The following is a 26,507-nucleotide window of genomic DNA, read 5'->3' as shown; positions in this document are numbered from 1 at the left end:
AGTGCTACACGGGTGATTCGGTGCGGAACAACACCACTGAAAACTTTCAGGTAATAGTTTCAAAAATCCTTCATTAAAGATTTAAAGTTTGGTAGGTTGGGAATGCAAGCACACACCACATCTGAAGGACACTCATGCGCCTCGAATCGTTCAAAAACGCTAAGAGTTCCCTGCCCAGCCGCCGTTTAGCCTGCGCCTTAGCCCTCACCGGGGTGGCGTCGTTGCCGCTGACCCCAGTGCTGGCCGAACCCGAACCCCTCAACGGCCCTGGGGACGACACTCAGAGCTTCTTACCGAAGCTAAACCTTTCCCTGACCGAGAACGTCAACCCGTACATTCCGTGCACCATCTACGTGGAAGGCACCGGGTTTTACGGGGTGCAGCTTGGTCAGCGGGTGAGCGTCTATGTGGGTCTCACCGAAGACACCAGCAAACCCGAGTATTTTCCCGAAACCATTGATGACACCCACCTAGGTTTTGTGCACGTACCCGCCGAACGCATAGAGGATGGGGCGTTTAAAACGGAGCTTGTCACCGGGCAGCTCTGGTACGGGCAGTATCGTGCAGGGCTAGAGTACGCGGTGAAGACCATGATTAGCTACGCCGAAAGCACTGAGGAAGGGCATCGCACCTCCGAAACCACCAAATACGATACGCAGACCCCCATTACCGTGCTGACGGAGAGCCCTCGGCTTGACTTCGATAAGAACCCCAGCGCCGCTGGCGGGAGCATCACGGTACACGGTACCGGATTTGAAAGCCGGTACATTCCTGCCGGTGCGAGGTTGCGGCTATTTATTAACCGCGCTGGGCTGGGTGAGCCCGGGCATTTAGCCCCCGACCCAGTTTCCCTCATTACCGTGGGCCCCGAGAAGATCAATAACGGTGCTTTTGAAGTGAACATACCGTATGTTTCCGGCCTGGATACCACCAAAAAATACACCCTTGGGGTGCAGATTATGAGCAAAACGGGCACTCTCGCCAACGACGCACTCACCACGGCTGAAACGTTCATGTTCACTGCATAAATAATGAAAAGCATCTCACGAGATGTAAATTATGATTCGCCGTTTGAGAGGGGAATAAAACTTCTACTTAAAGTGAGGAGCTGGTTAAGAGGATGAAAAATAGCGGCGGTAGCGCAACTGGTTGTACATCTGTTTCCTCAACGGAAGAAGCGTAAAACCAATGAACGCCTCCAATAAGCAGATATGGGCCGGGCGTTCTCGCCCGCTCACGCTAAACCTTAACGGCATGCTATACCTGTGTTACCGGGTAGCCGTGCTATCTCTGCCGATTATCGTGTTTGCCTTTCTCCTAGTTATAGGCGGGCTGCTGGGGGACCAAGGGCAGCACATTTATTTCACCCCGGGCAGGGTAGAGATGCGTGAGGGTAAATTGGCCGCAGGATTAGTAGTGCTGGGCCTGCTCATCATGTGGTTGGTAGTAACCTGCGCACTAATACCGGCCGTTATCCATGAGCTGGGGCACGCCCTGGCGTTACGGTACGTCGCAGGTGTGCGCCATATTCGCATCGAATCGACCCCTTTGCGGTTCTCTCTTCTCACACCGCACGAGGATCTCACCCCTAAATCCTCTCTGATGGTCGCTGTAGCTGGCCCAGTAGCCGCTTTTATTGGGGGCACGGTGTGGCAGCTGATGGGGCACAGCTTCATAGCGTTTTGGTGGTATATGCACCTCATAATGCTTCTGCCTTTATTCGGCGATGGTAAAGAACTTGTCAAAGCAATAACCGCTATACGTGCTCCCGGGGCATAGCTGGGTTAGTTGTGCGCACCTGCTTATGTATAAACGTAAATCCCCGCCCAACCCATAATTGGGCAGGCGGGGATTTACACTGTGTTATCGAACTCCTGCAGTTACAGGAGAATACTTGGGATACGCTGCTTGAGGTTAGAAATCACCCAGCATCTTGGTGACATCCAGAGCTTCGTCGAGCTGAGCCTCGGTTACCTCACCGCGTTCAACGTAGCCTAAAGCTACCACGGCATCGCGCACGGTGACCTTGTTCGCCACGGAATACTTGGCGATCTTCGCGGCGGCCTCGTACCCAATGAGCTTATTCAGCGGGGTCACGGTCGAGGGCGATGCTTCCGCTAGGAAGCGGCAACGCTCCACATTGGCGCTCAGGCCGTCGATCATCTTCTCTGCCGCCACGCGAGAAACGTTTGCGAGCAAACGGATGGACTGGAGCAGGTTAGCTGCCATCACCGGAATACCCACGTTCAGCTCGAAGGCTCCGTTGGTGGAGGACAGCGCGATGGTCGCATCATTACCAATCACCTGTGCCGCAACCATAATGGCAGCCTCACAAATCACCGGGTTTACCTTGCCGGGCATGATGGACGAGCCAGGCTGCAGATCGGGGATGTGCAGCTCGCCTAAACCAGTGTTCGGGCCTGAACCCATCCAACGAATATCGTTGCTGATCTTCATCAGACCGTAGGCGAGGGTACGCAGCTGACCGGAAACCTCAACCAGACCGTCGCGGTTTGCCTGCGCCTCGAAATGGTTACGCGCCTCAGTCAGGGGCAGACCGGTTTCTTCAGCAAGCAGCTCAATCACACGTGCCGAAAAGCCTGCCGGGGTATTGATACCGGTACCCACAGCGGTGCCGCCCAGGGGAACCTCAGCCACGCGGGGCAGGGAAGCGTTCACACGTTCGATGCCGTAACGCACGGTAGCGGCGTAGCCAGAGAATTCTTGGCCTAAGGTAATGGGGGTAGCATCCATCAGGTGGGTGCGTCCGGACTTGACAACGTCCTTGAACTCGGCGGACTTCTTTTCCAGCGATGCAGCGAGAACCTCAAGGGAAGGGATCAGCTCTTTGACCAGTGCCTCGGTCACGGCAACGTGCACGGAGGTGGGGAAAACATCGTTGGAAGACTGGGAGGCGTTCACATGGTCATTGGGGTGAACCTCAATACCTTGTGATTCCAGGGAACGGGTTGCCAATGTTGCCAGAACCTCATTAGTGTTCATATTCGATGAGGTACCCGAACCGGTCTGGAAGACGTCAATGGGGAAATGCTCGTCGTACTCACCGGTTGCTACCAGATCCGCCGCTTCGCGGATAGCCTGGGCGCGCTCAGCGTCGAGCACCTGAAGTTCCTCATTGGCGGTCGCGGCGGCCTTCTTCACGAGGGCAAGAGCGCGAATATGGGCTGATTCGAGGGTCTGCCCCGAAATCGGGAAGTTATCGACCGCGCGCTGGGTCTGTGCACGGTAGAGTGCGTTGGCGGGCACGCGAACTTCGCCCATGGTGTCATGTTCAATGCGGTATTCAATATTTTCAGCCATACCTCTAGGATAGGCGCAAAAATCATGCTGCCACTGCGATTTTGAAGATATTACATCCAGAAAATAGGGCGAAATTTTCCGCCTCAACCTTCAGAATGTAACGCCCCGCACCCTAAACGTTGGAACGCAATAGGGAGCGGGGCAAAGCCACAGAAAAATATGTGCTTATGTGGGGTTGTACACGGATGCTTGGGGTGCGGTACGCACCCGATCGCGGGCACCCGGCAATAGGCTCACAACCCCCAGGGGGAAGCCTCGCCCCACGTTTCAGCGAAGACGATACGCGGCTGCTGTTTAACGCTCACCGGCAGGGAAGCGGTGGTCGGTGACTGCCCCTCGCCGGTGGGGGTATTGGGCAGCGTCAAGTCCTGGGAACTAAACACCAGTTCCGCTTTACCGTCACGCAGGTGATAGAACACCCCAATTACGGCAACCTCGCCGCTGAGCACCGCATCCGAGACAATATGGGACTGCTCAGTAATACGCATGGCTGTTTGCCGGGTGTGCTCACGCACCATATCGTTCACGTGCGCGTGCGGCGGCAGGGAGGGGGCAATCACCGACGGCAGAATACGCTCCACCAGGTTGCGAATAAACCCCGGCGGCATATCACCTGTCTGGGCTGCGTTGCGGGCTGCCGTGACCGCACCGCACGAATCATGGCCCAGCACCATAATGATGGGGGTTTTGAACTCCTCCACCGCGTACTCAATGGAACCGAGCACACCGTTCTCGATCACCTGCCCGGCTGTGCGCACCACGAAGGCATCCCCCAGGCCCAGGTCGAAAATGATCTCAGCCGCTAGACGAGAATCTCCGCACCCAAAAATGCACGCAAACGGGAACTGCCCGCCTGAGAGCAGAGTCCGCCTGCTGGAATCCTGGTTAGGGTGCTCACTGATGCCCTCCACGAAGCGCTGGTTACCATCTTTAAGACGTTTCCACGCCTGCGCCGGGCTTGGCTGAACCTGATCCTTGAGAGAACCCACCTTGCACCGTCCCCTTTCACAGTCATCCGCGGTTATTGCGGGGCCCGAACGGGACCCCGTTGAGAAACTACCTCTAGTGTATGCGCTCAGGCATCTTTTCGACGTACCACATGCCCGTGTCATCTCTCTGTTCTGCGAAAGAGGCGCCAGTCATCCGCTTCCTACTACCACGCTCTCATACAACAGCGCGCTTGAACACATAGGGTCTTTACCGAATGGTGCTACCCGTGCCGCTGGGGTCAGCCGTAGCGGTGGGGTTCTTCAAATAGGCGCTAGCCGCATCTGCCAGCTGGGAAAACTCCGCGGGGTCGGCGGCTCCGCTGAGGATAATCGTGGTGCTCTGCCCTCCCGCAGAAGGCACGTGAGCCACATATGAGTACACACGCTCATTATTTTTCTTTGAGGTAGCCGCCCGTACCTCCCACTCCACCCCGGCTATCTGCTCGGTGCCCTGTTTTGTGGCGTTATCAGTCTGCTGAGCCACCCACGTGGGGTTTGTATCTTTCGCCTGGGTTAGCTCAATAAAGTGGTTCTTCCCGGTAACCTGGCCGCTTTTAAAAAACCCAATATTATCCGGTGTATTACCATTCCACCGGGCATAGTTATAGTGCCAGCCTTCCAGCTGCGGCACAGCCACCGGAAACCCTGCCTGACGGCTCGACTCAAACGCAACCTGCGCCACATTTACCTGCGGGCGGTACGGGGTTTTATCCGGGCGTGGCATAAGCCATAGCACCGGAATAAGGATCAGAATCATCGCAACCATCGAAATAATCATGTTGCGCGCCGGGGCGTTAATACGCTTCGACTGTTTAACGGTAATCTGCGGTGTCACCGTCTGCTCACCGTCCGGACGCTCGGCTGCAGTAAGGTCCTGCGGTAGCTCGGCAGCGGAAGAGCTGGAGGATGCATCACCCAGCTTCCTCGTACCGGCGGGTGGGTTCTCGTCCTGGGGGTTGTGTGCGTTATTCTGAGAATTTTCCACAGTGTCTATTCTCTCACACCGCTGCTGGAGCACCCGAACCCAAACGGCCACTCTATACCCCCCCAACACGCGCCGGACGCACCCCGTGCCGCACCATTCACGTGAGCTGCGCATCCTTGCAAACCGCTAATAACCCAGCAGAAAAACCGCTCAAAAGAACCACACAGTAAACAGCCCGCGTTATGCTAGATAACGTAGAGACCGCCAAACTATACGGCCACCCGGCCGGCTGGCCCAATCAACCCTCGAAGGTGAGTAATGACTGAGAACAACAATAACCACGGTAGCCGTAACCTCGCACTGGAGCTCGTGCGCGCCACCGAAGCCGCCGCCATCGCCGCAGGCCCCTGGGTGGGGGCAGGAGATAAGAACGCCGCAGACGGCGCCGCAGTGGACGCAATGCGCTACCGCCTCTCCTCCGTGAACTTCAACGGCACCGTCGTCATTGGCGAAGGTGAAAAAGACAAGGCCCCCATGCTGTTTAACGGTGAAGTCGTTGGTGACGGCACCGGCCCCAACCTCGACATTGCGGTAGATCCCATCGACGGCACCCGCCTGACCGCACTCGGCATGAATAACGCCCTCTCCGTGATTGCGGTGGCCGATGGCGGCTCAATGTTTGACCCCTCCGCCGTGTTCTACATGGAGAAGCTCGTAACCGGCCCCGAGGCCGCAGACTTCGTAGACCTGCGCCTGCCCGTGAAACAGAACCTGCACCTGGTCGCCAAGGCTAAAGGCAAAAAGATCAACGAACTGACCGTGTGCGTGCTTGACCGCCCCCGCCACGCCAAGCTGATCGAAGAAATCCGCGCCTGCGGTGCCCGTACCCGCATTATCCTTGACGGTGACGTCGCCGGCGCTATCGCCGCCTGCCGCGAAGGAACCGGTGTTGATGTGATGCTCGGCACCGGCGGCACCCCCGAAGGTATTGTTGCTGCCTGCGCTATTAAAGCCACCGGGGGCGTTATCCAGGGCCGCCTGGCACCCACCGATGACGCCGAGCGTGAGAAGGCGCTCGCCGCTGGGCACGACCTTGACCGGATCCTCACCACTGATGATTTGGTCACCAGCGATAACTGTTTCTTCGCCGCAACCGGTATTACCGACGGCAAGCTGCTGCGCGGTGTACGGTACGGCAAGAACATTGTGACCACCCAGTCGCTGGTCATGCGCTCCTCCTCTGGCACTGTGCGCACTGTTGAGGCGGAGCACCGTCTGCAGCGTATGCAGGAAATTCTCGCGCACACCCACTAATAGCTCCCGCCCTGTTTCACAGGGTGTAAGACAATGCGGGGGAAGGCAGCTTCATCTGCCTTCCCCCGCGTTGTCTTGGCCGCAATCGGCTACTTCTGCAAAACCTACGAGACTCTGACAATGAGATGGGAGGGAGGCAGGATACACAGAACCCGCTCAAGGCGGGGAGCATCCCGCTTAATATCCTGGCCCCGGCACAAACGAATTATTTACGGGCGTGAGATCGGTACGTGCGTGTCATGACCGTCGAATAGTTTCACCACACTATTCCATAGGCTGCGCCCTTGATACCCCAGTACCAGGTCATCAAGAATCCCGTATATGTTTTCCTGATCGTTAAGGTAAAAAGTCATGGGGCCTGAGGGCATGATTGCCACAGGAACCAGCCCGCTCACGTGAAGTCGTTCCTCGTACCAGCTGATGTGCGCGCGGGTATTTAAAATATTAGTTTTTGCAGACTTACCCAGAACGTCGCGGAGGCAGAAGCTTATTTCATACGGAACATCCCCTCTGGCGGGGATAGACCCGTTCCGGTACTCAAGAACCCTATCACCCACAACACCCATGAGCTCAACCACGCGGTCATTAATGGCGATACCAAATTTCTGGTAGAGGGCCTTAATCTCATTAAGCTCATAGTCCGAGACGGCGTACCGATGCGAGTACCCGGAGCTGTCCAGCACTTCTCTAACCCTGGCCGGTAAAAATATCATAATGTGCCCGTATGTCCTTATTTCTGTGCGTATACAGCAATACGGTGGGGTGCTCAGAGTGCTGCAGCTCAACAACCCCGCACCGTGAAGATATTCACGTGGCTAACTCCGCCCGCAAACACCTATACGACTGAATATAAAAGTGTGTACGGCGCAGTCCCGGCTGTTTGGGGCAAGGCCATAGCGGCGCCAAACAGCCGAAACCCAGGTGGTACGGTGGGCCGTTAAAACTTTTACGTAACGGTTTTATCGTTTCAAGAGTTTCTTCAAACGTGCGGGGGCGTCCTTCACGAGTTCTTTTGCCTGAGCGAGCGCCTGCTGTGCCTTCGGCCGCGCCCGGTATGCGGCGTCGTACACCTTGTAGCCCGCAGCGTTCACCGGAACATCCCATGTGCCCGGGTAGGTGACTGACTCACCACCAAAAGATTTTTTAAACTTCGTAAACCCGGCCCACTCGTGGTTAGGCTCATCCTCCGGGGCAATGCCGAACAAATCCACGTACTTCAGACCTTTAGCCTTCGCGTCTAAAATCAGGTTCGTCACCACCGGAATGCCTGCTGAAAGCTTACGGTGCTCAAATGAGGCCGCCGCGTGGGCGTAGGTGCGGGTATCGTCTGAGTCGTAGACGAAAGCTGCGGCAATCGGCTCCACCGTGCCGTCCTCATGCGTGAGACGGGCAATATACAGGGAGGCAGCCTTAGCGGGCATGAGCACCCGTGCCACCTGCGACAGGTATTCGTCTCGCTGGCGGTTAAAACCGTTCCGGTCGGCAGTTGCCTCCAAGAACTGATACAGCACCGTCATATCCTCAGGATCCTCAGACACCTCAATGCTCACGCCTTTCTTGTGAATATTGCGGTGCAGGTTGCGGTTATTCGATTTCATCCCCTTGAGGATTTCATCGTCACTTCCCGAAAGGTCAATGATCTGCGTGTGTGCGGGCTGAACCTGGCGGGGTGAAAGCACCGCCTGGCGTGAGGTCAAAAATGCCGCCGCATCACGTTCACCCCAGATCGCCGGGTTGGTGGGCTCGATTCGCACGAACAGGCACTTGTGTGCCTTCGCCTCAGCCTTCAGCGAGGTGAGGGCGGCGTCAAATGTCTGTGCATCTTCGGCCACCGGCCCGTACGGGCTGTATAGGTACCTGCCGGTTTTACCGCCCTCAACGGTGGCGATATACGACCAACCCTCGCCGCTACGGCGGATGACGGTGTGCCCGTTTGACTCTTGAAAACGCGCCCAGATCTCTGACTGAAGAATATTGCTCATGGGCACCATTCTATAGGGTTCACTCTGCGGCCGATGTGTGCTGGGTCAGTGCTCAACCCACCGAAACCGCAGGTTTTTACGGGAAAGAGTATAAATAAACACGCAGTTGCCGTGTACCCCGTGCACTAGGCGTTCATAGGGTGCGCAGCAACTGCGTAATCATAAACAAAAAACCGAATGGGTTTTCTGCGTACTGTGTTTTTACGGGACGTAAGCCTGCGGTTCGCCGGGGGTGGGCTGCTTAGGCTGGGTCGGCTCCGAGCTGCGGATGGTGGATGCATCATCCTGCTGCTCCGCACGGCGCTCCTCTAGCTTGGCCCGCAACGCAGCGCCCTTATCGACCGCGCTCTGACGCAGGTTCTTTGAGAAATCCAGCAGATCGGAATGCACCTGCTGTGCGAAATCATCGGTGCCGCACCCTAAAATACGCAGAGCCAAAAGACCTGCATTGCGCGCCCCATCAATCGAAACGGTTGCCACCGGAACCCCGGCGGGCATCTGCGCAATTGACAGGAGGGAATCCATACCTTCCAGGTTCTTTAACCGCACCGGCACACCAATCACCGGCAGAGCGGTCACCGAGGCAAGCATCCCCGGCAAATGTGCTGCACCGCCAGCGCCAGCAATAATCACGCGAATACCGCGGGTGTGCGCCTGCTGGCCGTAAGCGATCATGTCTTCAGGCATGCGGTGTGCCGAAACCACATCGGCTTCATAGGGGATGCCGAATTCTTCAAGTACCGTCGCGGCTGCTTCCATAACGGACCAGTCGGAATCGGAGCCCATCACAATACCCACTACGGGGCTGTCAGAATCGTACGGGGAGGTCGTCATTCTCTTTCTCCTTCCACAAGGGACACATCTAAACCTATAGCGGCCTGCCATCACGCAGAATAGAGGCAGCATTCGCGGCAATATGACGCAGCTGCTCAAGTTCATGCGCACCGCCGGTAACGTTTACGTGACCAATCTTACGCCCCGGCCGGGGTTCTTTGCCGTAGAAATGTATTTTTGCGCGTGGCTCCGCACTAAAAGCCAGCGGATACACACCGAAAATGTCATCATGTTCCCCGCCCAGATAATTCTTCATCACACTCACTTCAGCAAGGGCAGATGCATCACCCAGCGGTAGGTCAAGCACCGCACGCAGGTGCTGCTCAAACTGGCTGGTGACTGCACCGTCTTGGGTCCAATGCCCCGTATTGTGGGGGCGCATCGCCAGCTCATTAATATAGAACCCGGATGCAGAGCCGGGAACTTCGAACAGTTCGACAGCCATTACCCCGGTCACGCCCAGCTCTGTGGCGATGTGCACCGCCGCCTCAGATGCGGCTGCGGCCACCTGCGCTTCAAGGTTCGGGGCGGGGGAAATCACCTCATCGCACACCGAATGTATTTGGATTGTTTCAGCCACAGGCCAGGGGATAACCTGCCCGCTCTCACGGCGGGCCACCAGTGCCGACAGCTCGCGGGTAAACGGTACTTTCTCCTCCGCCAGAAGTGAGGAAAAATCGGTGCGTGATTCCAACTGGTCGAACCAGCTGGCGGCGCGTTCACGAGCGTCCCCAGCAGATTCGAGCACCAGCACACCTTTGCCGTCATAGCCTCCGCGCGGGGTTTTGAGTACCACCGGCCAGCCGGTCGCATCCCCGAACTCAAGTAGTTCGGTGAGTGTACTCACTTTAGCCCATCGGGGGTTCGGCAGCCCCAGCCGTTCGATCGCCGCGCGCATGAGCAGCTTATCTTGGGCGTACTGCAGGGCTTCCGGGCGTGGCTGCACATTCACGCCCTCTGCAATAAGGGTGTGCAATAGTTCGGTGGGAACGTGCTCATGGTCGAACGTAATCACGTCTTTACCGGCCGCGAACTCACGCAGGGTGTCAAGGTTTTTGTAATCGCCTACTACGGCGGTACGCACCGCAGCTACGGCACCCACCTGAGGGGTTTCGGCGAGGATATGCAGATTCAATCCGAGATTTGTTGCCGCCGGTGCCATCATGCGGGCTAACTGTCCGCCACCGATCACGCCAACTACTGGTCCAGTTACAGGGTAAGTCACATCACCTAAGTCTAGCGGTTAGCCAATAACAACGGTAGTAAGCTGCACATAGGCTCCCATAAAACTGGGAGTTGACTTGTAAAGGGGCAGCTGAGAAGGCATATTCGTATGTGGTGTACTACCATTTCAAGGTAGGTAGAAATACATGCGGCCCAGTGAACTATCCTCACCGGGGGCAAAACAAGAAGGTAAACATGAGTTCACTTCCCAGCCGAATCAAAGCGATTTGGAACACGTACGGCATTGAGATTGCCAAATTTTGCACTGTTGGCGGCGCCGCATTCGTGGTGAACTCTGTGGTGGTGTGGACGCTGATGGTGACCATCATGCACGACTCCCACACTAAAGCCAAGGTGATTGCCAGTGTCGTAGCCACTATTTTCTCGTGGTTAATGAACCGGCTGTGGACGTTCCGTGAGAACCGCTCCGAGAACTGGAAGCGTGAGGCAATCGAGTTTGCGTTCGTAAATATTCTGGGAATCCTTGTTGAAGCCGGGTGTGTGGCTTTCAGCACCTACATTTTGGGGTTGCGAACTGCGCAGGCCTCGTTCATTTCGGGCACGATTATTGGCACTATTTTGGGTACTATTCTGAGGTATTTTCTCTACCGGTTCTGGGTGTACGGCAAACACCGCAAACAGGTTGCTGAGGGTGGGGCTACCGAGCATGAAGAGCTTGGCCATATGCTGGAAGAAGCAACCGAGATTATGACCCACGACTCTGAAGCAGAAGCTGTTATAGCGCAGGAGTCAGCTGCTGAGGCTGAAGTCTCGAACGGCAATAAAAATTAATGTATGACGGAATATGAAGGTGGCGGTCTATGATGTGTGGGCCGCAATCTTTATTTAACGCTGTACAGTGCAGCTTCGTAGGTGCTACCGCGTGGCTTCGTCAACGCAGCAGTGTAGCTAATCTACTGCTGCTTAACCTGTAACAGTTATTTCCCCTGGCGGCGGGTATCTACAGCCCGTTCACTTGCAAGAATCGGTGCTATCTCTGCTGGGGTAAAACCTGCTGTGGGGTCGGTGATGAGTACTGCATAGCCAGCTACGAGAGCCCCGAGTACCTCGCAGACAATGGCGAGAGCATTTTCGGGTGTGCCAAAACTATGCTGAGAGTTAAGCAGGACTGCAAGGGCTGGTTCTCCGCTGTCAAGCCGCACCTGATGGGAGTCAAAGCTGCGGGCCTGCTTGAGTATTTCTGCGAGCACATCCGCATTGGTGACTCCGGCGAGCACCTCTGTGGTGGGGTGGGGCGGCATGCCCATGAACTGATCCGCTTCGCTGCGTACCAGGGCGCAGAAATCCAGGATTTCGCCGTCGTAAACATTAAAGACAGCTTCGGAATCACCCGTATAACGCATGGCCAGCGGCCCCCGGTCAATGAGCAGCAGAAAATCCGGGGAACGAGTAAAGCGTGCTGCGGTGGCAGCGTCTAACGCTACGCCAACCTGCGGTTCATTACTGTTCAGCAGCGCACCTGCCCTTAATGCCGCCAAGCAGAGAGCAACACAGCGCCAGTGCACATCGGATTCTATGTGCAGGGTGCTGCCTTCTTCGACCTCGCACTCATTGAGGAGCAGGTTTGCGCTTTTATCAACCCAGTTCATGAGCACCCGCCCCGAAAGCTCGATCCGTTCCCCGCTGCGCGAATGCCAGATAATGGCTGGTGTTTGTACTGCAGCGAGAGCATGAAAAACCTGGTTGAGAGAGCGTGCGGTTGAAAGTTTGGGGAGTAGATTTTCTGCCATTCCTCAACCATACCTTAGGCTCTTATTTGTACCCAGAGTACGAATATTTATTTGTTTTGTAAACATTTTTCGTATCTTTTGCATGTATTTGTCGGTATAAAAGATTTATTTGCGACTATTCGATATATGTGGAATGAATTTATCAGCTGTAACCGCTTACTTGAGTTCCATGAGATGTTTACACCTTTTGCAACATTAAGTCCAGTTTGACGAATAGGGCGTGTCGCCCGTCTAATGAATAGGTGGGGTTACTTCCGCCGATAGCGCAACCCTCCCGCAAAGCGCTATTTCTTCGGCATTCAATCCCACAGACCAAAGGCCAGTCACCCCAGTGTGTTGGAGACTGGCCCCGCAGACTCATTCACATGATGAGAACACGGAAGGGACGACCATGGGTTCATGCATCAGCCCCGAGATGTAAAACACTCGGGCTGGTGCCAGCGGCGACTGCCCGGGCTGAACCCAGCTCTACACTATGCAAACAATCCACGCAGTGCAATCACTGGAAGAACAGGCCAATGTGTTCCTTGCTGCCGCCGAGCTGAGCCTCGGCGCCGATATCGCGCCCGCTGCAGAATGCAGGGCAGCAACAGGGCTGCTGGCTTGCCCCGACGGTGGCACCGTCGACATTTGGGAGGCCGCAGCCGATATTTACGGCACCGGCGGCGAAGAAGGTGAACTTGCCTGGCAGGCTGAAGCACTTTGTGCCCAAACGGACCCCGAAGCCTTTTTTCCTGAGAAGGGCGGCTCCACACGTGACGCTAAACGCGTGTGCGGGGTCTGCCCTGTGCGCGAAGAGTGTCTAAAATATGCTATGGACAATGATGAGCGTTTCGGAATCTGGGGAGGACTCTCAGAACGCGAACGCCGGAGGCTGCGCAAGCAGGCAAGCTAAGGCTAGGAAGGTTACCCACCATGCAAACCGCACGACTGTGCTCTCGACAAACATGCAAAAGAGAAGCAACGGTTACGCTCACCTACTCCTACGCCGATTCAACGGCCGTCATAGGGCCGCTCTCGGAACATCGCGAGCCTCACGCCTATGATTTGTGTGATCTGCACGCTGAACAGCTGACCGCCCCACAGGGGTGGCAGGTGGTGCGCGTGCCGAGCCGTCCGCGCCCTTATAGCGGCGCATAGGTGCCACGCTGCGTGGGGGTTATCATACCGCTCATACTACGAACCTTCTGCAGCAGTACAGCAGAAGGTTCTTAGTATGTGAGAAACTGTGACATAGCAAATCTTTACAACGCACTCACTCAATTTATTCACCCGGAACGAGAACACCTACATGTCAGAGGATCGCCAGAACGTCGATACGGCCGCCGAGCCTGATGAGAAAGGCTGGGAGGCGCTACGCCCCGCCGTTAAATACCCCGTGGCTGAGGGCGCTTTAGACGAGGCTCCTGCCGCAGATTCGCCGCAGGAGGACGTGCAGGACACCCAGCCTGAGACGCAGACGGGGGCGTTTGCGCGCATCCGGGCCGAGGCTCCAGGTACGGCGGCTGAACCAGATGTGGCCACCGGGGCTGTACCCATTGCTCCCGCACGGAGCAAATTGGGGGAGCGGGGCGTAGGGCAGCGTGTGCGCACGTACACGAGTGTCTCGACCGGGTTCATCCCGTTGGTGCGTGAGGTTCATAATGCCCCCAAGAGTCCTACCCTGAGCGCGTTGAGCCGGGATGCGCGCCAAAAAGAGCAGGAGGAAGCGCTGGCGGCCGCCCAGTCGGTTGAAGAAGCTGAGGCTACTGAAGCGGCGAAAGAAAAGCCCCGCCAGAAGGAATACCGCACTGAGACGACCACCAGCAATAAGGTGGTGCGCGTCGCTGCGGACCCCGATGAGGTTGATATTCCCAAGGAATATATTGACGTTCCCAAACCGGGTAAAGCCGAAGCAGTCAAGGTTGCCCCTAAGGCTGAGCTGATAGTGCTCGATAAGCCGCCTCTTCTTCGTCTGCGGTCAACTATTATTACCCTCGCGGTGCCGATTCTGGTGATAATGATCGCGGTCCGTGCGGTGGCTTCTGACGCATTCCTGTGGCTTGAATACCACCGCCCCGGGTTCCCGGCAGATGCCTACGGGTTTGATACCGCTGAACGGATGCGGTTGGGCTCTTACGGACTTAACTATGTGACGAACTTCGCACCCCGCTCATATTTGGAGAGTATCACCACCGGAGCGGAGCATAAATCTGCGTTTTTGCCCGATGAAGTGGGGCATATGCATGATGTAAAACTGGTCATCCTGTACTCCACCGCCGCGGCGGTACTGATGCTCATCCTAGCGTTCATCTCAAGCGCAACCCTGCGGGAGCGCGCCCCCGGTGTTATCCGCCGCAGCCTTTTCACCGGTGCGTGGCTGACGGTGGGGATTCTGGGCGTACTTGCTGCCGTTGGTATTTTCAGCTGGGATTGGCTGTTTACAACCTTCCACACCACGTTCTTCCCGCAGGGTAACTGGCAGTTCCATTTGAACGACACACTGATCCGCTTGTACCCGCCGCAGTTCTGGGTAGATGCGGCCATTGCCGTTGCGGCCCTGAGTATGCTGATTGTGCTCCTGCTGATGGGCTACACCTGGCCCACTCGCTACCGTAAACAGGTGGCCCTGCGCCGCAGTGCCGAACGGTTCGCGGCACTTCAAAAAGCTGATGCTCAGGTGCAGGAGGCAAAGCAGGTGAGCGCCTCCCAGCAGGCTTCCCGTTCCAACGGATAGGCCCATAATCCTTCGAGGAAGTATGCGGCGCCGACCTCAGCTATATGACGGGGTCGGCGCCGCACTTATATGCTTAACATCCGCAGGAATTACCTAGGGCTAGGAAAGCATGGAAAAGAATCCTAAGGCTGACTCCCTAGCTCAGTGCCCCTCCACCGAGGATAGTGCTCCAGTGCGCTCACACGGAAGTTTCTTCTCATAAGCAAGGTAGGTTGCGGCAATACGGCAGGTACGAAAAAGCGGGGGTGGAAAACCACTATTGGTTTTCCACCCCCGCTTCATATGACGTGCATTAAACGGTATCTCACGCGGTTCGGTGACGAACAGAACAGGCTTTGACAGCGAACTGCTGGTGCCCTAAATCCAGAAAGAGAACCACATATGGTGCAGCCACTCGTTATAAGGGATAGTCTGCCCCGTCCATAGCGGCCAGAAGTAGGCACTCATCAGCAGTACCGCCACCAGGTACACGCCCGTAAAGTACAGGCCCACCCGTTTGCGTCGCACTGAGCTGCCCGAATGGCCCAGCACCAGCCCCAGCACACCGGCAAGTATCAGAATCAAAAACGGCTCGAACGAGAGAGCATAGAAGTAGAACATGGTGCGGTTCGGGTAGAGGAACCACGGGAAGTAACCCACGGCAAAAACGAAGAGCAAAGATGTAAACCGCCAGTCACGGCGCACAATGGTGACGATCAAGGCCACCAGGATCGCCGCAATAAAAGCCCACCAGATCAGCGGGTTGCCGATATTGAGGATCGCCTCAGAGCAGGAAGAGGCGGTGCACCCCTTCGACCCCATCTTTGGCGACTCATAGTAGTACGAGGTAGGCCGCCCCAGCAGAAGCCACTTCCACGCGGGAGACGCATACGAATGGGGGCTATCTAGCTTGGAATGGAAATTAAACGCCGAAACATGGTACTCCCAGAGCGAACGCAGATCGGTCGGCAGCCACTGAACCCCCTGCCCGGGATTATCCTGCGCCCAATGCCGGTAGAAAGCGTTCGATGACTTAAACCAGCCCGCCCACGTGGACAGGTACACAATAAGCCCCACACCAATCATCTGAACGAACGCGGGCAGGCCCTCACGGAGCACACCCACAACCGCCCAGTTCTTCAACCCCAGAATACGGCGTGCGTTCACATCCCAGAACACGGTCAGCAACCCGAAAGCAGCGATAAAGAACAGCGAATTCCATTTCACGCCCACAGCCGCACCGGCGCACACGCCAGCGGCCAGCCTCCACAGATGCCACCCCGAACCAGGACCAAACACAAGCTGAGGCAGCGTGCCGCCGTTCTGCTGGGCCAGAGCCGCCACTTTACGTGCCAGCACCCGCCGCGATTGCTGCCGATCTAAGAGCAGGCACACAAAAGTCGCTAAAATCCAGAACATCTGGAAAATATCCAGCAGTGCCAGACGGGACTCCACAAACATGAGCCCATCCACGGATGCGAGGATCGCGGCGATAGTAGCCACCGTCATAGAACGGAACAGCAACCAGGCCGCATACGCCACCAAGGCCACCGACAACGTACCAATCAGCGCCGCGCTAAAACGCCACCCAAACGGGTTATTATCCCCAAAAATCGCCATCCCGGCGGCGATCATCCACTTACCCAGCGGAGGGTGAACCACATACTCGGGGGAATCCGTCAGAAGACCTGAAGGGCTCCCCGCCACGAAGGTTCCGTTCGCCTCCTTCGTCCAGTTCAGCTCATACCCGTAATGCAGGTACGAGTAGGCGTCCTTCGCGTAGTACGTCTCATCAAAAACAATCGCGTTCGGGTGTGCCAAATAAACAAAACGCAGTATGCCTGCGAGCACCACCATCAGGGCGGGTACAACCCATGCCCAGCGGGGCGCAGACACGCGGGCCACACCCAAGCGGGCGAGCATACTCAACTCATTAAAACGCTCGGACATTGATGAACGGCCCGAGCCTACGGGGGAAAGAATACCGGTTTGTAACGTCACCTAAACATCGTAGAGGCTAATCCCCCCAGAAAGCCATATTTCGGGCAGGTTAGGGGATTATTCCGCAAGAAATTTTATTCCGCCCAGCCCCGAACCATGGCCTACACTGGGAAGGTGAGCCGCATGAAACCACACAATAAAAACAACACCCCTATGCCCGAGGCTGAAACACCAGACCAAGCACCTGCTGAACACACCGGGCCGCACGCAGCAGCACATGGAACTGGCGGCGGTGTCCTCATCCTCGGCGGGACCCCCATCGGCAACCTCTCAGACGCCAGCGACCGGTTACGGCAGGCACTCGCTACCGCCGACGTAATCGCCGTCGAAGACACTCGAAAGCTCCGCACCCTCGCCTCCGGGCTGGGGGTGCGCACCACGGGGCGGGTTATTGTGAACCACGACCATAATGAGGAATACCGCAGCACCCAGCTCGTGCAGGCGGTCAGCGACGGGAACACGGTTCTGCTGCTCTCAGACGCCGGTATGCCAACCATCTCAGACCCCGGCTATGTTGCAGCATGCGCCGTTGCCGACGCAGGCCTGCCGGTGACCGTGATCCCCGGCCCCTCTGCGGCCTTGACCGCGCTCGCGCTCTCGGGACTGCCCACCGGGCGGTTCACTTTTGAGGGGTTCCTGGCCCGTAAAGGCTCGGAACGTACCCGAAGGCTAAACTCCCTGGCGGCGGAAGAGCGCACCATGATTTTCTACGAATCGCCGCATCGTGTAGCCGCCACGCTCACAGATTTTGCCCGGGTTTTCGGGGGCGAACGGCGTGCCGTCGTATGCCGCGAACTCACCAAACTGCACGAAGAAACCCTGCGCGGCACCCTGAACGAACTCGCTGGCTGGGCGCGCGCAACCCAGGTGCGCGGAGAGATCGTGATTGTGGTCGCTGGCGCCGAGCCTGCCGAAACTCCACAGGCGCAAGATATCGTGGGCCTCGTCCTGGAACGGGTGGACGCAGGCGAACGCCTCAAAAACGCGTGCGCCGCTGTCGCCGCTGAAACGGGTGCCTCCAAACAAGAGCTCTACGCAGCTGCCATTGCTGCCCGAAACGTCAACCCCTAAAACACACTTCAACACAGCCCGCAGGAGAATACCGTGTGCCAGAGCCGCCCCGAGCAAACCGAACTCACCCAGGAATATCTAGATTCCCTTGCCACCCTGGCACACTCTACGGTGCCGAACGAACAAGAGCTGAGGGCGAGCGCCCTTCCACACGGTTGGCAGGTTGAAGAAGGGCAGACCCCCGCACCCTACCGCGCCGAGCTTTACCGGGACGAGACCGGGGGAGGGATAGCGCAGGAACCTTCGGGCGAAGGAACCCGACGCCGTTCCACAAAGGGCGATAACGGGCGGTCCCGTAACCTTGTGTTCCCACCTGCGCCCGAGCCTCTGCCGTATGCCATCGTCGATAACCACACCCATATGGATCTGCTCGATGGCGAAGTAGAAATTACTGCACGGGACGCCCTCGATACCGGGGAAAAACTCGGCATAGGTGCTATCGTGCAGGTCGGCTGCGATATTCCCTCCTCGCTGTATGCGGTTGCCGCCGCCCGCGCCGACCGGCGGGTTCTGGCGGCGATTGCTATTCACCCCAATACCGCTCCCGAACTGGATTCCGCCGGTACCCTTGATGAGGCGCTGGAGACCTTGGATGCACTTGCCGCCGAGCCGCGCGTGCGAGCTATCGGCGAGACTGGGCTCGACTACTTCCGCACCGGAGAAGAGGGCATTGAAGCCCAGCAGCGTAGCTTTCGTGAGCATATTCGCCTGGCGAAGAAGCACGGGTTGGCGCTTCAGATTCACGACCGGCAGGCGCACGATGATGTGGTGAGCCTCCTTCTCGAAGAAGGAGCACCCGAACACACCGTGTTTCACTGCTACTCGGGTGGGGCTGAGCTGGCGCGTATCTGTAATGAGCAGGGCTGGTATATGAGCTTCGCCGGAACCGTGACCTTTAAGAATTCGAAGGATATTCAGGAGTCGTTGCGTATGGCGCGTCCCGAACTGATCCTTGCCGAGACGGACGCACCTTTTTTGACCCCGCACCCGTTTAGGGGCCGCCCGAATGCCTCGTACATGACGAACTATACGGTGCGGTTCATGGCGGCGCACCGTGAGCAGAATCTAGAGGACCTGTGCCAAATGATCCGCGCGAACTCAGCGCGTGTGTACGGCAGCTGGGGAATTGAGGGGTTCTAGATAATGGTAACGATCAGTACACACGACTAAGTAGCTTTTGTGCCACCTTTACCGAAGCCTGTACGAGCTATCACATGTATATGCTACTATAGTAGACGCTGTAGCTCACCTTAAGGCTTTACCTCAAATTTTCTGGAGCACATTTTGCCTTTGTGTGATGCGGCATCCCGATAAATAGCTTTCTGTCCCGTGACGTATCAATAGCATACTAATGTGAGAGAACTAGGGCAAAGCTGTGTCAATCATTTCTTTTTCAAAAAAAATAAAACATTATATATGGCTTAATTATGTCAAAGATGGCGCAGGGGTAGATAAGATACGCAGTTGGTATTCGCAGAAAAGCCCATACTCTTATGATATTGAAAAATATACTCACCGTATTAAAAATACTGCAATGCCTAACTCTAGTACATTTATGGTTAATCATCTATTCTATGATTCTCAACTTCCGGAAGACAATCTTCAAAACGCCCCTAATCAGATATTTATTGTCTGGTTGGGGGATAACCAGATAACTCCGGCTCGTCAGAAATCTATCGACCTTATTCGTTCCGTTAATTCTGAAAGTAAAGTTATTCTGATAACCTCGGATAATCTTGCGGATTATGTGCTTCCCGAACATCCTTTACACCCTTCCTACGAAAAACTAAGTTATATTCAACGCTCTGACTACCTGCGTGCCTATCTGATGCACCATCACGGTGGTGTGTATATGGATATAAAACCCATGGATAAGCCCTGGTTGCCTCTTCTTGAGGAACTTAATGCTACCCCAGATATGTGGGTTATTGCGCCGCACGAAATAGGGTCTTGGAATTCGTCATCAGCAAGCGGGGTATTGGGGAAAGATCAACGTAACTATTATAAATCGGTCGTGAATATGTCTGCTTTTGGGTGTAAACCGTATAGTAGGTTTACCGATGAATGGATTGCTGAAGTAAACCGCAGGATGGACTATTTTTCATCCTTGTTGGAGAGTTACGGAGATCCTCAAGCTTTTGGGTATATGCCGGAGTACCCTATTCCATGGCTTGAGTTGGCGGGAAGGATCACAAGCCCCTTAAGCCTTAAATATATTGACCGTATAAAAATTGTTAAAGATATGCAATTTGGGACATACCCTGGTGGGTATCGGTAAATCATTGCCGTTTCAAGTATAAAGAGGAAAAATGAAAAAATATGTTGTTGCTCTTAAAGGCGAAAATCGTCTTGAGCAGTTCTTCAATGCCCCGGGGAGTGCAGGTTTCTATATATTTTGGGGAGTAGATGGGCGTGCTTTGCCTACTCCTGGTCAAAGCCCTGAATTTGATGCTGCCTATTTTGAGAAAAGAAAAGGCCGTCTGGCCCGTCCTGGAGAAGTAGGATGCGCCTTGAGCCATACATACGTGTGGCGTGATTTTCTAGAAAGCGGGGAAGAATGGGCACTTGTTGCTGAAGATGATGCGTTGATCCACCCCTCCATTGATGAAATTGTCTCTCGGGTTATTGAAAAATCCCGCAGCATTGGTGTGGTGAATTTTGCGGATGGTTGGTCCACCCAGATGGGTCGTATGAACCCCCGCACCCCTTACCCCCGGTTGTCGCTGTTGTCTCCGTTTATTTGGGGCCGTCACCGTTTAGGATACTGCGCTAATGACTGGACCGCCTGCACAGGACTGTATCTGATCTCTCGGTCGGCGGCACAGAAAATTATTGAGCAGATTGATGCGCGCGGCTCACAGTACTGGCTAGCAGATGATTGGCCTCTTTTCGCCGCTGATTTTGGGGTGGATATTAAGGTGATGCAACCAGGGCTGTGCGACTGGACAGGAAATAGTCTTATTGAGGAAGATGGGACACACTTTGTGTACCGTAAAGCAAATCAGGCAAAAGGCCAGCCGCTCCTTAATAAGCTGCGGATTTACGCTGCCCCCAAAGCTCGTTTAAAGAATGCCCAAAACATCGTCACATCGACTCTCTGGCAGGTACGGAAGAAGCGCAGAGTTCTCAAGTAACTACCCGCACCAGTGAGCGGCGTCCTTCGACCTAATCCTGCAACCTTCCGTAGAATAGGTAGGGTGAGAGAAAATCTGAACGATAAACCCCTGCTGGGCCCCCAAGAAATCCGTGACCTTGCCGCGCAGCTGGGCATTCGCCCCACGAAAACCCTGGGGCAGAACTTCGTGATTGACCCAAACACTATTCGACGCATTGTTGCCGCAGCGGATATTACTGATGATGAGACTGTGCTTGAAGTCGGTCCCGGGCTTGGCTCTCTCACCCTGGGGTTGGCAGATGCCGCGCGGCAGGTTGTTGCGGTTGAAATCGACCCGCCGTTGGCCCGGCAGCTACCGCATACTATCGCAAAATTCCGCCCTGACAAGGCACAAAATGTTCATGTGGTGCTCATGGACGCCCTCAAGGTGACTGAGCTTCCCCACATGCCGGATGCGCTGGTCGCCAACCTGCCCTATAACGTGGCGGTTCCGGTGCTTCTGCACCTTTTCGCGCAGTTCCCGAGCATCCGCCACGCCCTCGTGATGGTGCAGGACGAGGTCGCTGATCGTCTGGCGGCAAAACCCGGATCTAAGAATTACGGGGTTCCTTCGGTGAAGGCAAGCTGGTACGCTGAGGTCTTTAAAGCGGGGGTTATCGGTAAAAACGTATTCTGGCCCGCCCCGAAGATTAACTCCGGGCTTGTGGGATTCAGGATGCGCCCGCAGCCGCTCGCCGATATTGACCGCGACGAAGTCTTTACCGTGATTGACGCGGCTTTCGCCCAACGGCGGAAAACTCTGCGGGCCGCGCTTGCCTCATGGGCTGGTTCCGGCGCTCGTGCCGAAGCAATCCTGACCGAGGCGGGTATTACCCCCACTGAGCGTGGTGAAAAGTTAGATATTCACGGGTATATTCGGATCGCCCAGGCGGCGCATCGGGTGCCAGCTCTAGCGGCCGATGAAAACTAAGATTAAGAAACCGGGGACGGAAAAAGAATGCATGTTCTAGAAACTCAGGCAAAAGCGCCCGGAAAAGTAAATCTCTACCTCGCCGTGGGTAAACCCCGCGAGGACGGTTACCATCCGCTGGCCACACTCTTTTCTTCGGTCAATATCTACGAAACCGTCACCGCCCGCGACGCTCAGGAGCAGGGAATTACCCTGAGCCTGAATATTGTGCCCGACTCCCTGGTCGATCAGCAGCACCGCGCCGGAGAATTTGACCCCGCCGAGGTGCCGTTGAACGAGAAGAATCTGGCGTATCGTGCAGCCGTCGCTATGGTGCAGGCACACAGGCTCACCGTGAACGATCTCAACCTGCACCTGCATATCGATAAGGCCGTTCCCGTGGCCGGGGGCATGGCGGGCGGCTCGGCAGATGCCGCCGCCGCGCTTCTTGCGGTCGACCAGTATCTTTACGAGAAACGGCTGACCGAACGCACCCTCGGACTTGAAGAGCTGCTTGCCTTAGCTGCGCCGTTGGGGGCCGATGTTCCCTTCGTAGTGCGTGCCGCGTTCCCGCTGGGCGGGTTAGCCGTGGGGGAGGGCACCGGAACCGAGCTGAGCATCGTAGAGCTGCCTGAAGATATGATTCCGCTCGACATTGTGCTGGTCGCTGCCTCAGAGGGGCTCTCGACCCCGCAGGTATTTAGTGAGCTTGATGAGGGACGCGCCGCCGGGCGTTACCCCGAAGCCGGTGAGCTGCAGGTTCCCTCCGGGCTGTTGCACGCGCTGACCCAAACAGAAACTCCCATTGCACGTATCCACGAAATTGGCAGGCAGCTTCGCAACGATTTGCAAGGGCCAGCCGTGACTCTAGCACCCAGTCTTGAAACTATTTTGACCATGGATAATGAGAGCATAGTTGAGGCGTTTGTCTCTGGCTCAGGGCCTACCGTGGCTATTCTCGTTGAGGACGCACCCGCAGCCGATGAGCTCGCCGCAGCACTTCGCCGCCGCGGCCGCCATGCTGTTGCCACCCAAACTCCGGCAATGCTCTAATGTTCACTTTCGTGGCATAAACTCCGGGTTGCGAAAAGAGCCTTTATATGAATAAAGCGTAATTTTCGCTACTTTATTCAGATAAAGGCTCTTTAACACCCCTACAGGGCTGAGGCAACAGTGGATACAGGCGCAGTATCCAGTCGCAGCGGTTTCGGAATACGTTTGAGAACGCGGTACTGAAGAATACCTTCCAACGCTCCAAGGTTGCCGCCCGCCAGATACGCCGCTCGAAAACGAGTCGCAGGGTTTATGAGTTTAGGAACCTGCCGCAGAATCTCCAGGATAGATGCTTTCGTGCTGGGGCCGCGCATCCCATACTGTCGATAGTGCACCCACAACAGCACCTTGTATTTTTGGTAGGCGCGCTGCTGGTGAAAAATGCGTTTGGGTTTATCCCGCAGAATATAATGCAACAGCGGTCCGTGTGTGAACGCCGCTGGTATGCCCGCAAGCTGCACGCGCCAGGCAAAATCGGTCTCTTCAGAACTCTTATACGAAGAATCCATGCCCCCGGCATCAAGATATACGCGACGAGGAATTGAAAAATTCCCCCCAGCAACCGTCGGCAAAAAGCCGGCATAGGGGGTGAGCTCATCGTCGTAGAAAATCCTGGTGCGTGTGTTCAGAACCTTCTGGTCATCGCCGGGTTCAAGACCGTAGGCCCTCAGGACTTCACGAGTATTGGCCCGATCATGAAGCAGAGACCCGCTTGCTATGACAGGGGAATATAGGTTTTGTACGTACAGATGCGAAGCCACCCAGTCGGGTTCTACGAGATCATCGCCATCGCAGAAGATAAGAACATCGCCCATGGCCTGTACCGCCCCCATATTGCGGGCGTGACTGGCTCCGGCGCGCTGGGATGCATCTACCACCCGCAGGGGATAGGAAGCATTGTAGCTTTCGACCACGGCGCGAGTGTCATCGGTACTGCCGTTATCGCACACGAGTACCTCAAAACTGGGGTTACCTGTTTGAACGGCGAGGGCATCAAGCTGCTGCATAATATAGCTGGCACCGTTATACACAGGGATAATAACGGATGCCGCGACGGACTTGGGATGAGTCACGACCGTTCTCCTTCCACCTGTTCGGTCACTGGGTATGAATTTCCTTCGGCGTTAAGATCACGAATGCGCCGCGCCGGAACGCCCGCATACACGCCATGAGGCGCACAATCGTGCACCACCACAGCACCGGCGGCAATCACGTATCCTTTGCCGATCGTAACCCCGGCGGTAATGACAGCGTTTTGCCCCACCCACGTACCGTTTTTGATGTGTACAGGACGAGTAATATTTGCGCCCGCGCGCTGAGCAGCGGAACCAATCTCATGGGTGTCGGCAAAAATGGTGACGCGCGGACCCAGAAAAACATTATCTCCCAGAGTCGTATGCGCACCCACCAAAGTTTCTTTATTGACAAAACAATTCGTGCCCATCATGACCTTAGGCATAATGGTGGAACTAGGATCGCAATATGTTCCGGCACCAAAAATAATGCCATTCTTGGTGAGTTCACGCCGTTTTTGAGCATTCGTGCGTTCTCGCTGCATAAGATGCAGGCGGTATTTCAAATCTTTGAGTTTCTGAATCATGAGAATTCGTGTGAGTGAGTGTGACTAACGCGGCTCTACCACCGTGGCAAGCCGGTCTGAAGCTATTGTAGCCTACTTGGCTCTGGTGCGCTGGGATGTATCTACCACCTGCAGGGGCTGGGGGCGTGTAGCTTCCGGACATGGCACCGGCGTCAACTGTACAGTTGCTATCAATAGTGGCGTCTGCAATCTATAGAAACGCTCTGACTCAACCAAGCGCTCTTTCTACTGGCGATAGGTGTCTCCACATTGGCTCTAGCGCATTGATAAGGAGACCTATTCCGTGGGTCGCAGCGCCTGAGAGTTATCTGTGGGCCTATATGGGCTTGGTCGCCCACGTGGACGGCATAGTGAACGAAAACATCATGACTCAGCCAGTAGTCTGAAGAGAAGAAAGAGACTAGGGAAGAGCGTCATGTAGATAGCTGTTGGTATACTAGATGCTCTAGACTCGCTCAAAATTATTCTGTGTGCTCTATAAGTTTTAGAGGTTTCTTCCTCAGGATTCCCTGCTCAAGTGTTGCACGTTGTTGGAGAATTTATGACTTCTGCGGATATTATCCTTGCCGTTCCATCAGGGCCCGGGTGGGCGCCCATCCATGAGATGGCGCGCCTGATGGCATCGTACTTGGACGCGCGCATCGTCACCCCTGACCCGAGCGCATCGCTCAAACCTGCCACCAAAATCTTGGCGCGAGTGCCGCGTATTCGTGGCAAAGGACGTACCGCGATCGTTATTGCCAGCGATCCCGGACAGCTTTACGCCATCGCGCAGCCGCGCCTAGTCGCCCGGCGTTATGCGGAAATCTACGGATGGGTTATCGATAGCTTCTGGGACGACCGCATACCCGCTATCGCCACCAACAGCACCTATAACACCGTTTTTGTGGCGGATCGCGATGACGTGCACGATTGGCGCAGTGTTGGGGTTAAAAACGTGCGAGTGCTCCCCTGGGGCGCAGACGTGTGGAGCAGATTTGAAGAGCATCTGGCGCATCCAAAAACCACTGATTTGCTTCGGGTGGGGCGCCAACCAGCCGCCTATGAAGACGATGAACGCACCGCAGAATGTGCCCGGCAGACGGGAATAACTTTTGCGGGCCGCCCTCCGTTCGGTGCCACCGACCGCGAATCTGTCGAGTCTTTACAACGAGCACTTGCGGATGCCAAATTTTTGCTAGCTTTTAGCACTTTGGTGAGCCCGGCATCGTACACGCATCCAAATAAGGAGTACATCACTGGACGCTGGACGGATGCGCTCGCCCACGGGGTAACCGTAGTGGGGCAGGTACCTAAAACCGAGAGCACACGCGAGATACTGTGGGATGGAGCGACCGTCGATATTGACCCGCAGGATGCGCGCGCCGGGCTGGATGCGGTGGCTCAGCTTGTGAACGAATGGACGCCCGAGCAGAGCCGAAACCAGGTGCGTATGGCGCTGCAAAGACTGGACTGGCGGCACCGCTTCGCCGAACTATTTCAGGTTGCGGGACTGAACAGTCCCCAGCTGGATGCGGACCTCATGGCCATTGCAGCAGCACTTGCGGATATCTCCCCCAACTCATAGAAGAACCTTTCCATGAGCTTTATTCAGGGTATGTACAGAAGAATAACCTCCAATAGGATAGGACAGTAACTACTATATTGAGACGGCACAGGAGCACTCGCCATACTCTTGAAAGT

Annotated in this window: 25 protein-coding genes; 14 read left to right on the top strand and 11 right to left on the bottom strand. The window is 55.8% G+C overall.

Annotation, left to right across the window (positions count from 1 at the left end):
• Positions 1–134 precede the first annotated feature (134 nt).
• Positions 135–1,028, top strand: a complete 894-nt coding sequence (locus I6I94_RS03800) for a hypothetical protein (protein WP_201620903.1) — start codon at positions 135–137, stop codon at positions 1,026–1,028.
• 160 nt (positions 1,029–1,188) lie between these two features.
• Positions 1,189–1,779: a hypothetical protein gene (locus I6I94_RS03795; protein WP_201620902.1), complete on the top strand. Its 591-nt coding sequence runs from the start codon at positions 1,189–1,191 to the stop codon at positions 1,777–1,779.
• Positions 1,780–1,914: 135 nt separating this feature from the next.
• On the opposite strand, the gene I6I94_RS03790 is transcribed toward I6I94_RS03795, so the two are convergent.
• From I6I94_RS03790 to I6I94_RS03780, 3 genes are all read right to left on the bottom strand, one after another.
• Positions 1,915–3,321 (bottom strand): class II fumarate hydratase, encoded by a 1,407-nt coding sequence (locus I6I94_RS03790; protein WP_037232654.1) that lies wholly within the window; start codon positions 3,319–3,321, stop codon positions 1,915–1,917.
• Positions 3,322–3,554: 233 nt separating this feature from the next.
• The gene (locus tag I6I94_RS03785; RefSeq protein WP_006888076.1) at positions 3,555–4,310 is read right to left on the bottom strand and encodes a carbonic anhydrase; all 756 of its coding nucleotides are present in this window, start codon (positions 4,308–4,310) and stop codon (positions 3,555–3,557) included.
• A 208-nt stretch (positions 4,311–4,518) separates the two neighbouring features.
• Positions 4,519–5,295 carry a DUF4245 domain-containing protein gene (locus I6I94_RS03780; protein ID WP_128087529.1) on the bottom strand — a complete coding sequence of 259 codons (777 nt, stop codon included), beginning with the start codon at positions 5,293–5,295 and terminating at the stop codon, positions 4,519–4,521.
• A gap of 258 nt (positions 5,296–5,553) precedes the next feature.
• On the opposite strand from I6I94_RS03780, the gene glpX reads away from it, so the two are divergent.
• Positions 5,554–6,549: a class II fructose-bisphosphatase gene (gene glpX, locus I6I94_RS03775; RefSeq protein ID WP_201620901.1), complete on the top strand. Its 996-nt coding sequence runs from the start codon at positions 5,554–5,556 to the stop codon at positions 6,547–6,549.
• A gap of 209 nt (positions 6,550–6,758) precedes the next feature.
• Here glpX and I6I94_RS03770 read toward each other — a convergent pair whose 3' ends face one another.
• From I6I94_RS03770 to I6I94_RS03755, 4 genes are all read right to left on the bottom strand, one after another.
• Positions 6,759–7,232 (bottom strand): hypothetical protein, encoded by a 474-nt coding sequence (locus I6I94_RS03770; protein ID WP_128087530.1) that lies wholly within the window; start codon positions 7,230–7,232, stop codon positions 6,759–6,761.
• A gap of 276 nt (positions 7,233–7,508) precedes the next feature.
• On the bottom strand, positions 7,509–8,531 hold the full coding sequence (locus tag I6I94_RS03765; RefSeq protein WP_128087531.1) for a lipid II:glycine glycyltransferase FemX: 1,023 nt from the start codon (positions 8,529–8,531) through the stop codon (positions 7,509–7,511).
• 201 nt (positions 8,532–8,732) lie between these two features.
• On the bottom strand, positions 8,733–9,365 hold the full coding sequence (gene purE / locus I6I94_RS03760; RefSeq protein WP_128087532.1) for a 5-(carboxyamino)imidazole ribonucleotide mutase: 633 nt from the start codon (positions 9,363–9,365) through the stop codon (positions 8,733–8,735).
• 34 nt (positions 9,366–9,399) lie between these two features.
• Positions 9,400–10,590: a 5-(carboxyamino)imidazole ribonucleotide synthase gene (locus I6I94_RS03755; protein ID WP_201620900.1), complete on the bottom strand. Its 1,191-nt coding sequence runs from the start codon at positions 10,588–10,590 to the stop codon at positions 9,400–9,402.
• Between the two features lie 194 nt (positions 10,591–10,784).
• Here I6I94_RS03755 and I6I94_RS03750 point away from each other — a divergent pair, with 194 nt between their 5' ends.
• Positions 10,785–11,381 carry a GtrA family protein gene (locus I6I94_RS03750; protein WP_094758219.1) on the top strand — a complete coding sequence of 199 codons (597 nt, stop codon included), beginning with the start codon at positions 10,785–10,787 and terminating at the stop codon, positions 11,379–11,381.
• Between the two features lie 146 nt (positions 11,382–11,527).
• Here the strand turns inward: I6I94_RS03750 and I6I94_RS03745 are convergent, their stop codons facing one another.
• Positions 11,528–12,340 (bottom strand): TIGR03089 family protein, encoded by an 813-nt coding sequence (locus I6I94_RS03745; RefSeq protein WP_201620899.1) that lies wholly within the window; start codon positions 12,338–12,340, stop codon positions 11,528–11,530.
• Positions 12,341–12,815: 475 nt separating this feature from the next.
• Here I6I94_RS03745 and I6I94_RS11400 point away from each other — a divergent pair, with 475 nt between their 5' ends.
• The 3 genes from I6I94_RS11400 to I6I94_RS03730 all read left to right on the top strand — a co-directional run bounded on the left by I6I94_RS11400 (position 12,816) and on the right by I6I94_RS03730 (position 15,056).
• Positions 12,816–13,235 carry a WhiB family transcriptional regulator gene (locus tag I6I94_RS11400; RefSeq protein ID WP_023133822.1) on the top strand — a complete coding sequence of 140 codons (420 nt, stop codon included), beginning with the start codon at positions 12,816–12,818 and terminating at the stop codon, positions 13,233–13,235.
• Between the two features lie 20 nt (positions 13,236–13,255).
• The gene (locus tag I6I94_RS03735) at positions 13,256–13,480 is read left to right on the top strand and encodes a DUF3499 family protein (protein WP_080727399.1); all 225 of its coding nucleotides are present in this window, start codon (positions 13,256–13,258) and stop codon (positions 13,478–13,480) included.
• A 151-nt stretch (positions 13,481–13,631) separates the two neighbouring features.
• Positions 13,632–15,056 carry a lipoprotein intramolecular transacylase Lit gene (locus tag I6I94_RS03730; protein ID WP_126499682.1) on the top strand — a complete coding sequence of 475 codons (1,425 nt, stop codon included), beginning with the start codon at positions 13,632–13,634 and terminating at the stop codon, positions 15,054–15,056.
• Between the two features lie 357 nt (positions 15,057–15,413).
• Here the strand turns inward: I6I94_RS03730 and I6I94_RS03725 are convergent, their stop codons facing one another.
• Complete coding sequence (locus I6I94_RS03725; protein ID WP_280927389.1) at positions 15,414–16,985, bottom strand: dolichyl-phosphate-mannose--protein mannosyltransferase; 1,572 nt, start codon at positions 16,983–16,985, stop codon at positions 15,414–15,416.
• Positions 16,986–17,159: 174 nt separating this feature from the next.
• Here I6I94_RS03725 and rsmI point away from each other — a divergent pair, with 174 nt between their 5' ends.
• The 6 genes from rsmI to I6I94_RS03695 all read left to right on the top strand — a co-directional run bounded on the left by rsmI (position 17,160) and on the right by I6I94_RS03695 (position 23,224).
• A complete protein-coding gene (gene rsmI, locus I6I94_RS03720; protein WP_201620898.1) occupies positions 17,160–18,107 on the top strand; it encodes a 16S rRNA (cytidine(1402)-2'-O)-methyltransferase in 948 nt (315 codons plus the stop codon).
• A gap of 33 nt (positions 18,108–18,140) precedes the next feature.
• Complete coding sequence (locus tag I6I94_RS03715) at positions 18,141–19,247, top strand: TatD family hydrolase (protein ID WP_201620897.1); 1,107 nt, start codon at positions 18,141–18,143, stop codon at positions 19,245–19,247.
• Positions 19,248–19,482: 235 nt separating this feature from the next.
• Positions 19,483–20,385: a capsular polysaccharide synthesis protein gene (locus I6I94_RS03710; protein ID WP_201620896.1), complete on the top strand. Its 903-nt coding sequence runs from the start codon at positions 19,483–19,485 to the stop codon at positions 20,383–20,385.
• A gap of 31 nt (positions 20,386–20,416) precedes the next feature.
• Positions 20,417–21,241 (top strand): glycosyltransferase family 25 protein, encoded by an 825-nt coding sequence (locus I6I94_RS03705; protein ID WP_201620895.1) that lies wholly within the window; start codon positions 20,417–20,419, stop codon positions 21,239–21,241.
• A 63-nt stretch (positions 21,242–21,304) separates the two neighbouring features.
• Positions 21,305–22,192, top strand: coding sequence for a 16S rRNA (adenine(1518)-N(6)/adenine(1519)-N(6))-dimethyltransferase RsmA (rsmA, locus tag I6I94_RS03700; RefSeq protein WP_236588928.1), 888 nt, complete (start codon positions 21,305–21,307; stop codon positions 22,190–22,192).
• 27 nt (positions 22,193–22,219) lie between these two features.
• A complete protein-coding gene (locus I6I94_RS03695; RefSeq protein ID WP_201620894.1) occupies positions 22,220–23,224 on the top strand; it encodes a GHMP family kinase ATP-binding protein in 1,005 nt (334 codons plus the stop codon).
• A gap of 101 nt (positions 23,225–23,325) precedes the next feature.
• On the opposite strand, the gene I6I94_RS03690 is transcribed toward I6I94_RS03695, so the two are convergent.
• The gene (locus I6I94_RS03690; protein WP_201620893.1) at positions 23,326–24,297 is read right to left on the bottom strand and encodes a glycosyltransferase family 2 protein; all 972 of its coding nucleotides are present in this window, start codon (positions 24,295–24,297) and stop codon (positions 23,326–23,328) included.
• Positions 24,294–24,824, bottom strand: coding sequence for an acyltransferase (locus I6I94_RS03685; protein WP_128087537.1), 531 nt, complete (start codon positions 24,822–24,824; stop codon positions 24,294–24,296). The genes I6I94_RS03690 and I6I94_RS03685 overlap by 4 nt, the downstream gene beginning before the upstream one ends.
• Positions 24,825–25,365: 541 nt before the next feature.
• On the opposite strand from I6I94_RS03685, the gene I6I94_RS03680 reads away from it, so the two are divergent.
• A complete protein-coding gene (locus I6I94_RS03680; RefSeq protein ID WP_128087538.1) occupies positions 25,366–26,391 on the top strand; it encodes a glycosyltransferase in 1,026 nt (341 codons plus the stop codon).
• Positions 26,392–26,507: the final 116 nt, after the last annotated feature.

The organism is Rothia aeria (genome assembly GCF_016726365.1).
In the GTDB taxonomy this organism is placed as follows: Bacteria; Actinomycetota; Actinomycetes; order Actinomycetales; family Micrococcaceae; genus Rothia; species Rothia aeria.
Note: the sequence above shows the minus strand (reverse complement) of the source record. Positions and strands in the feature narration are given on the sequence as shown.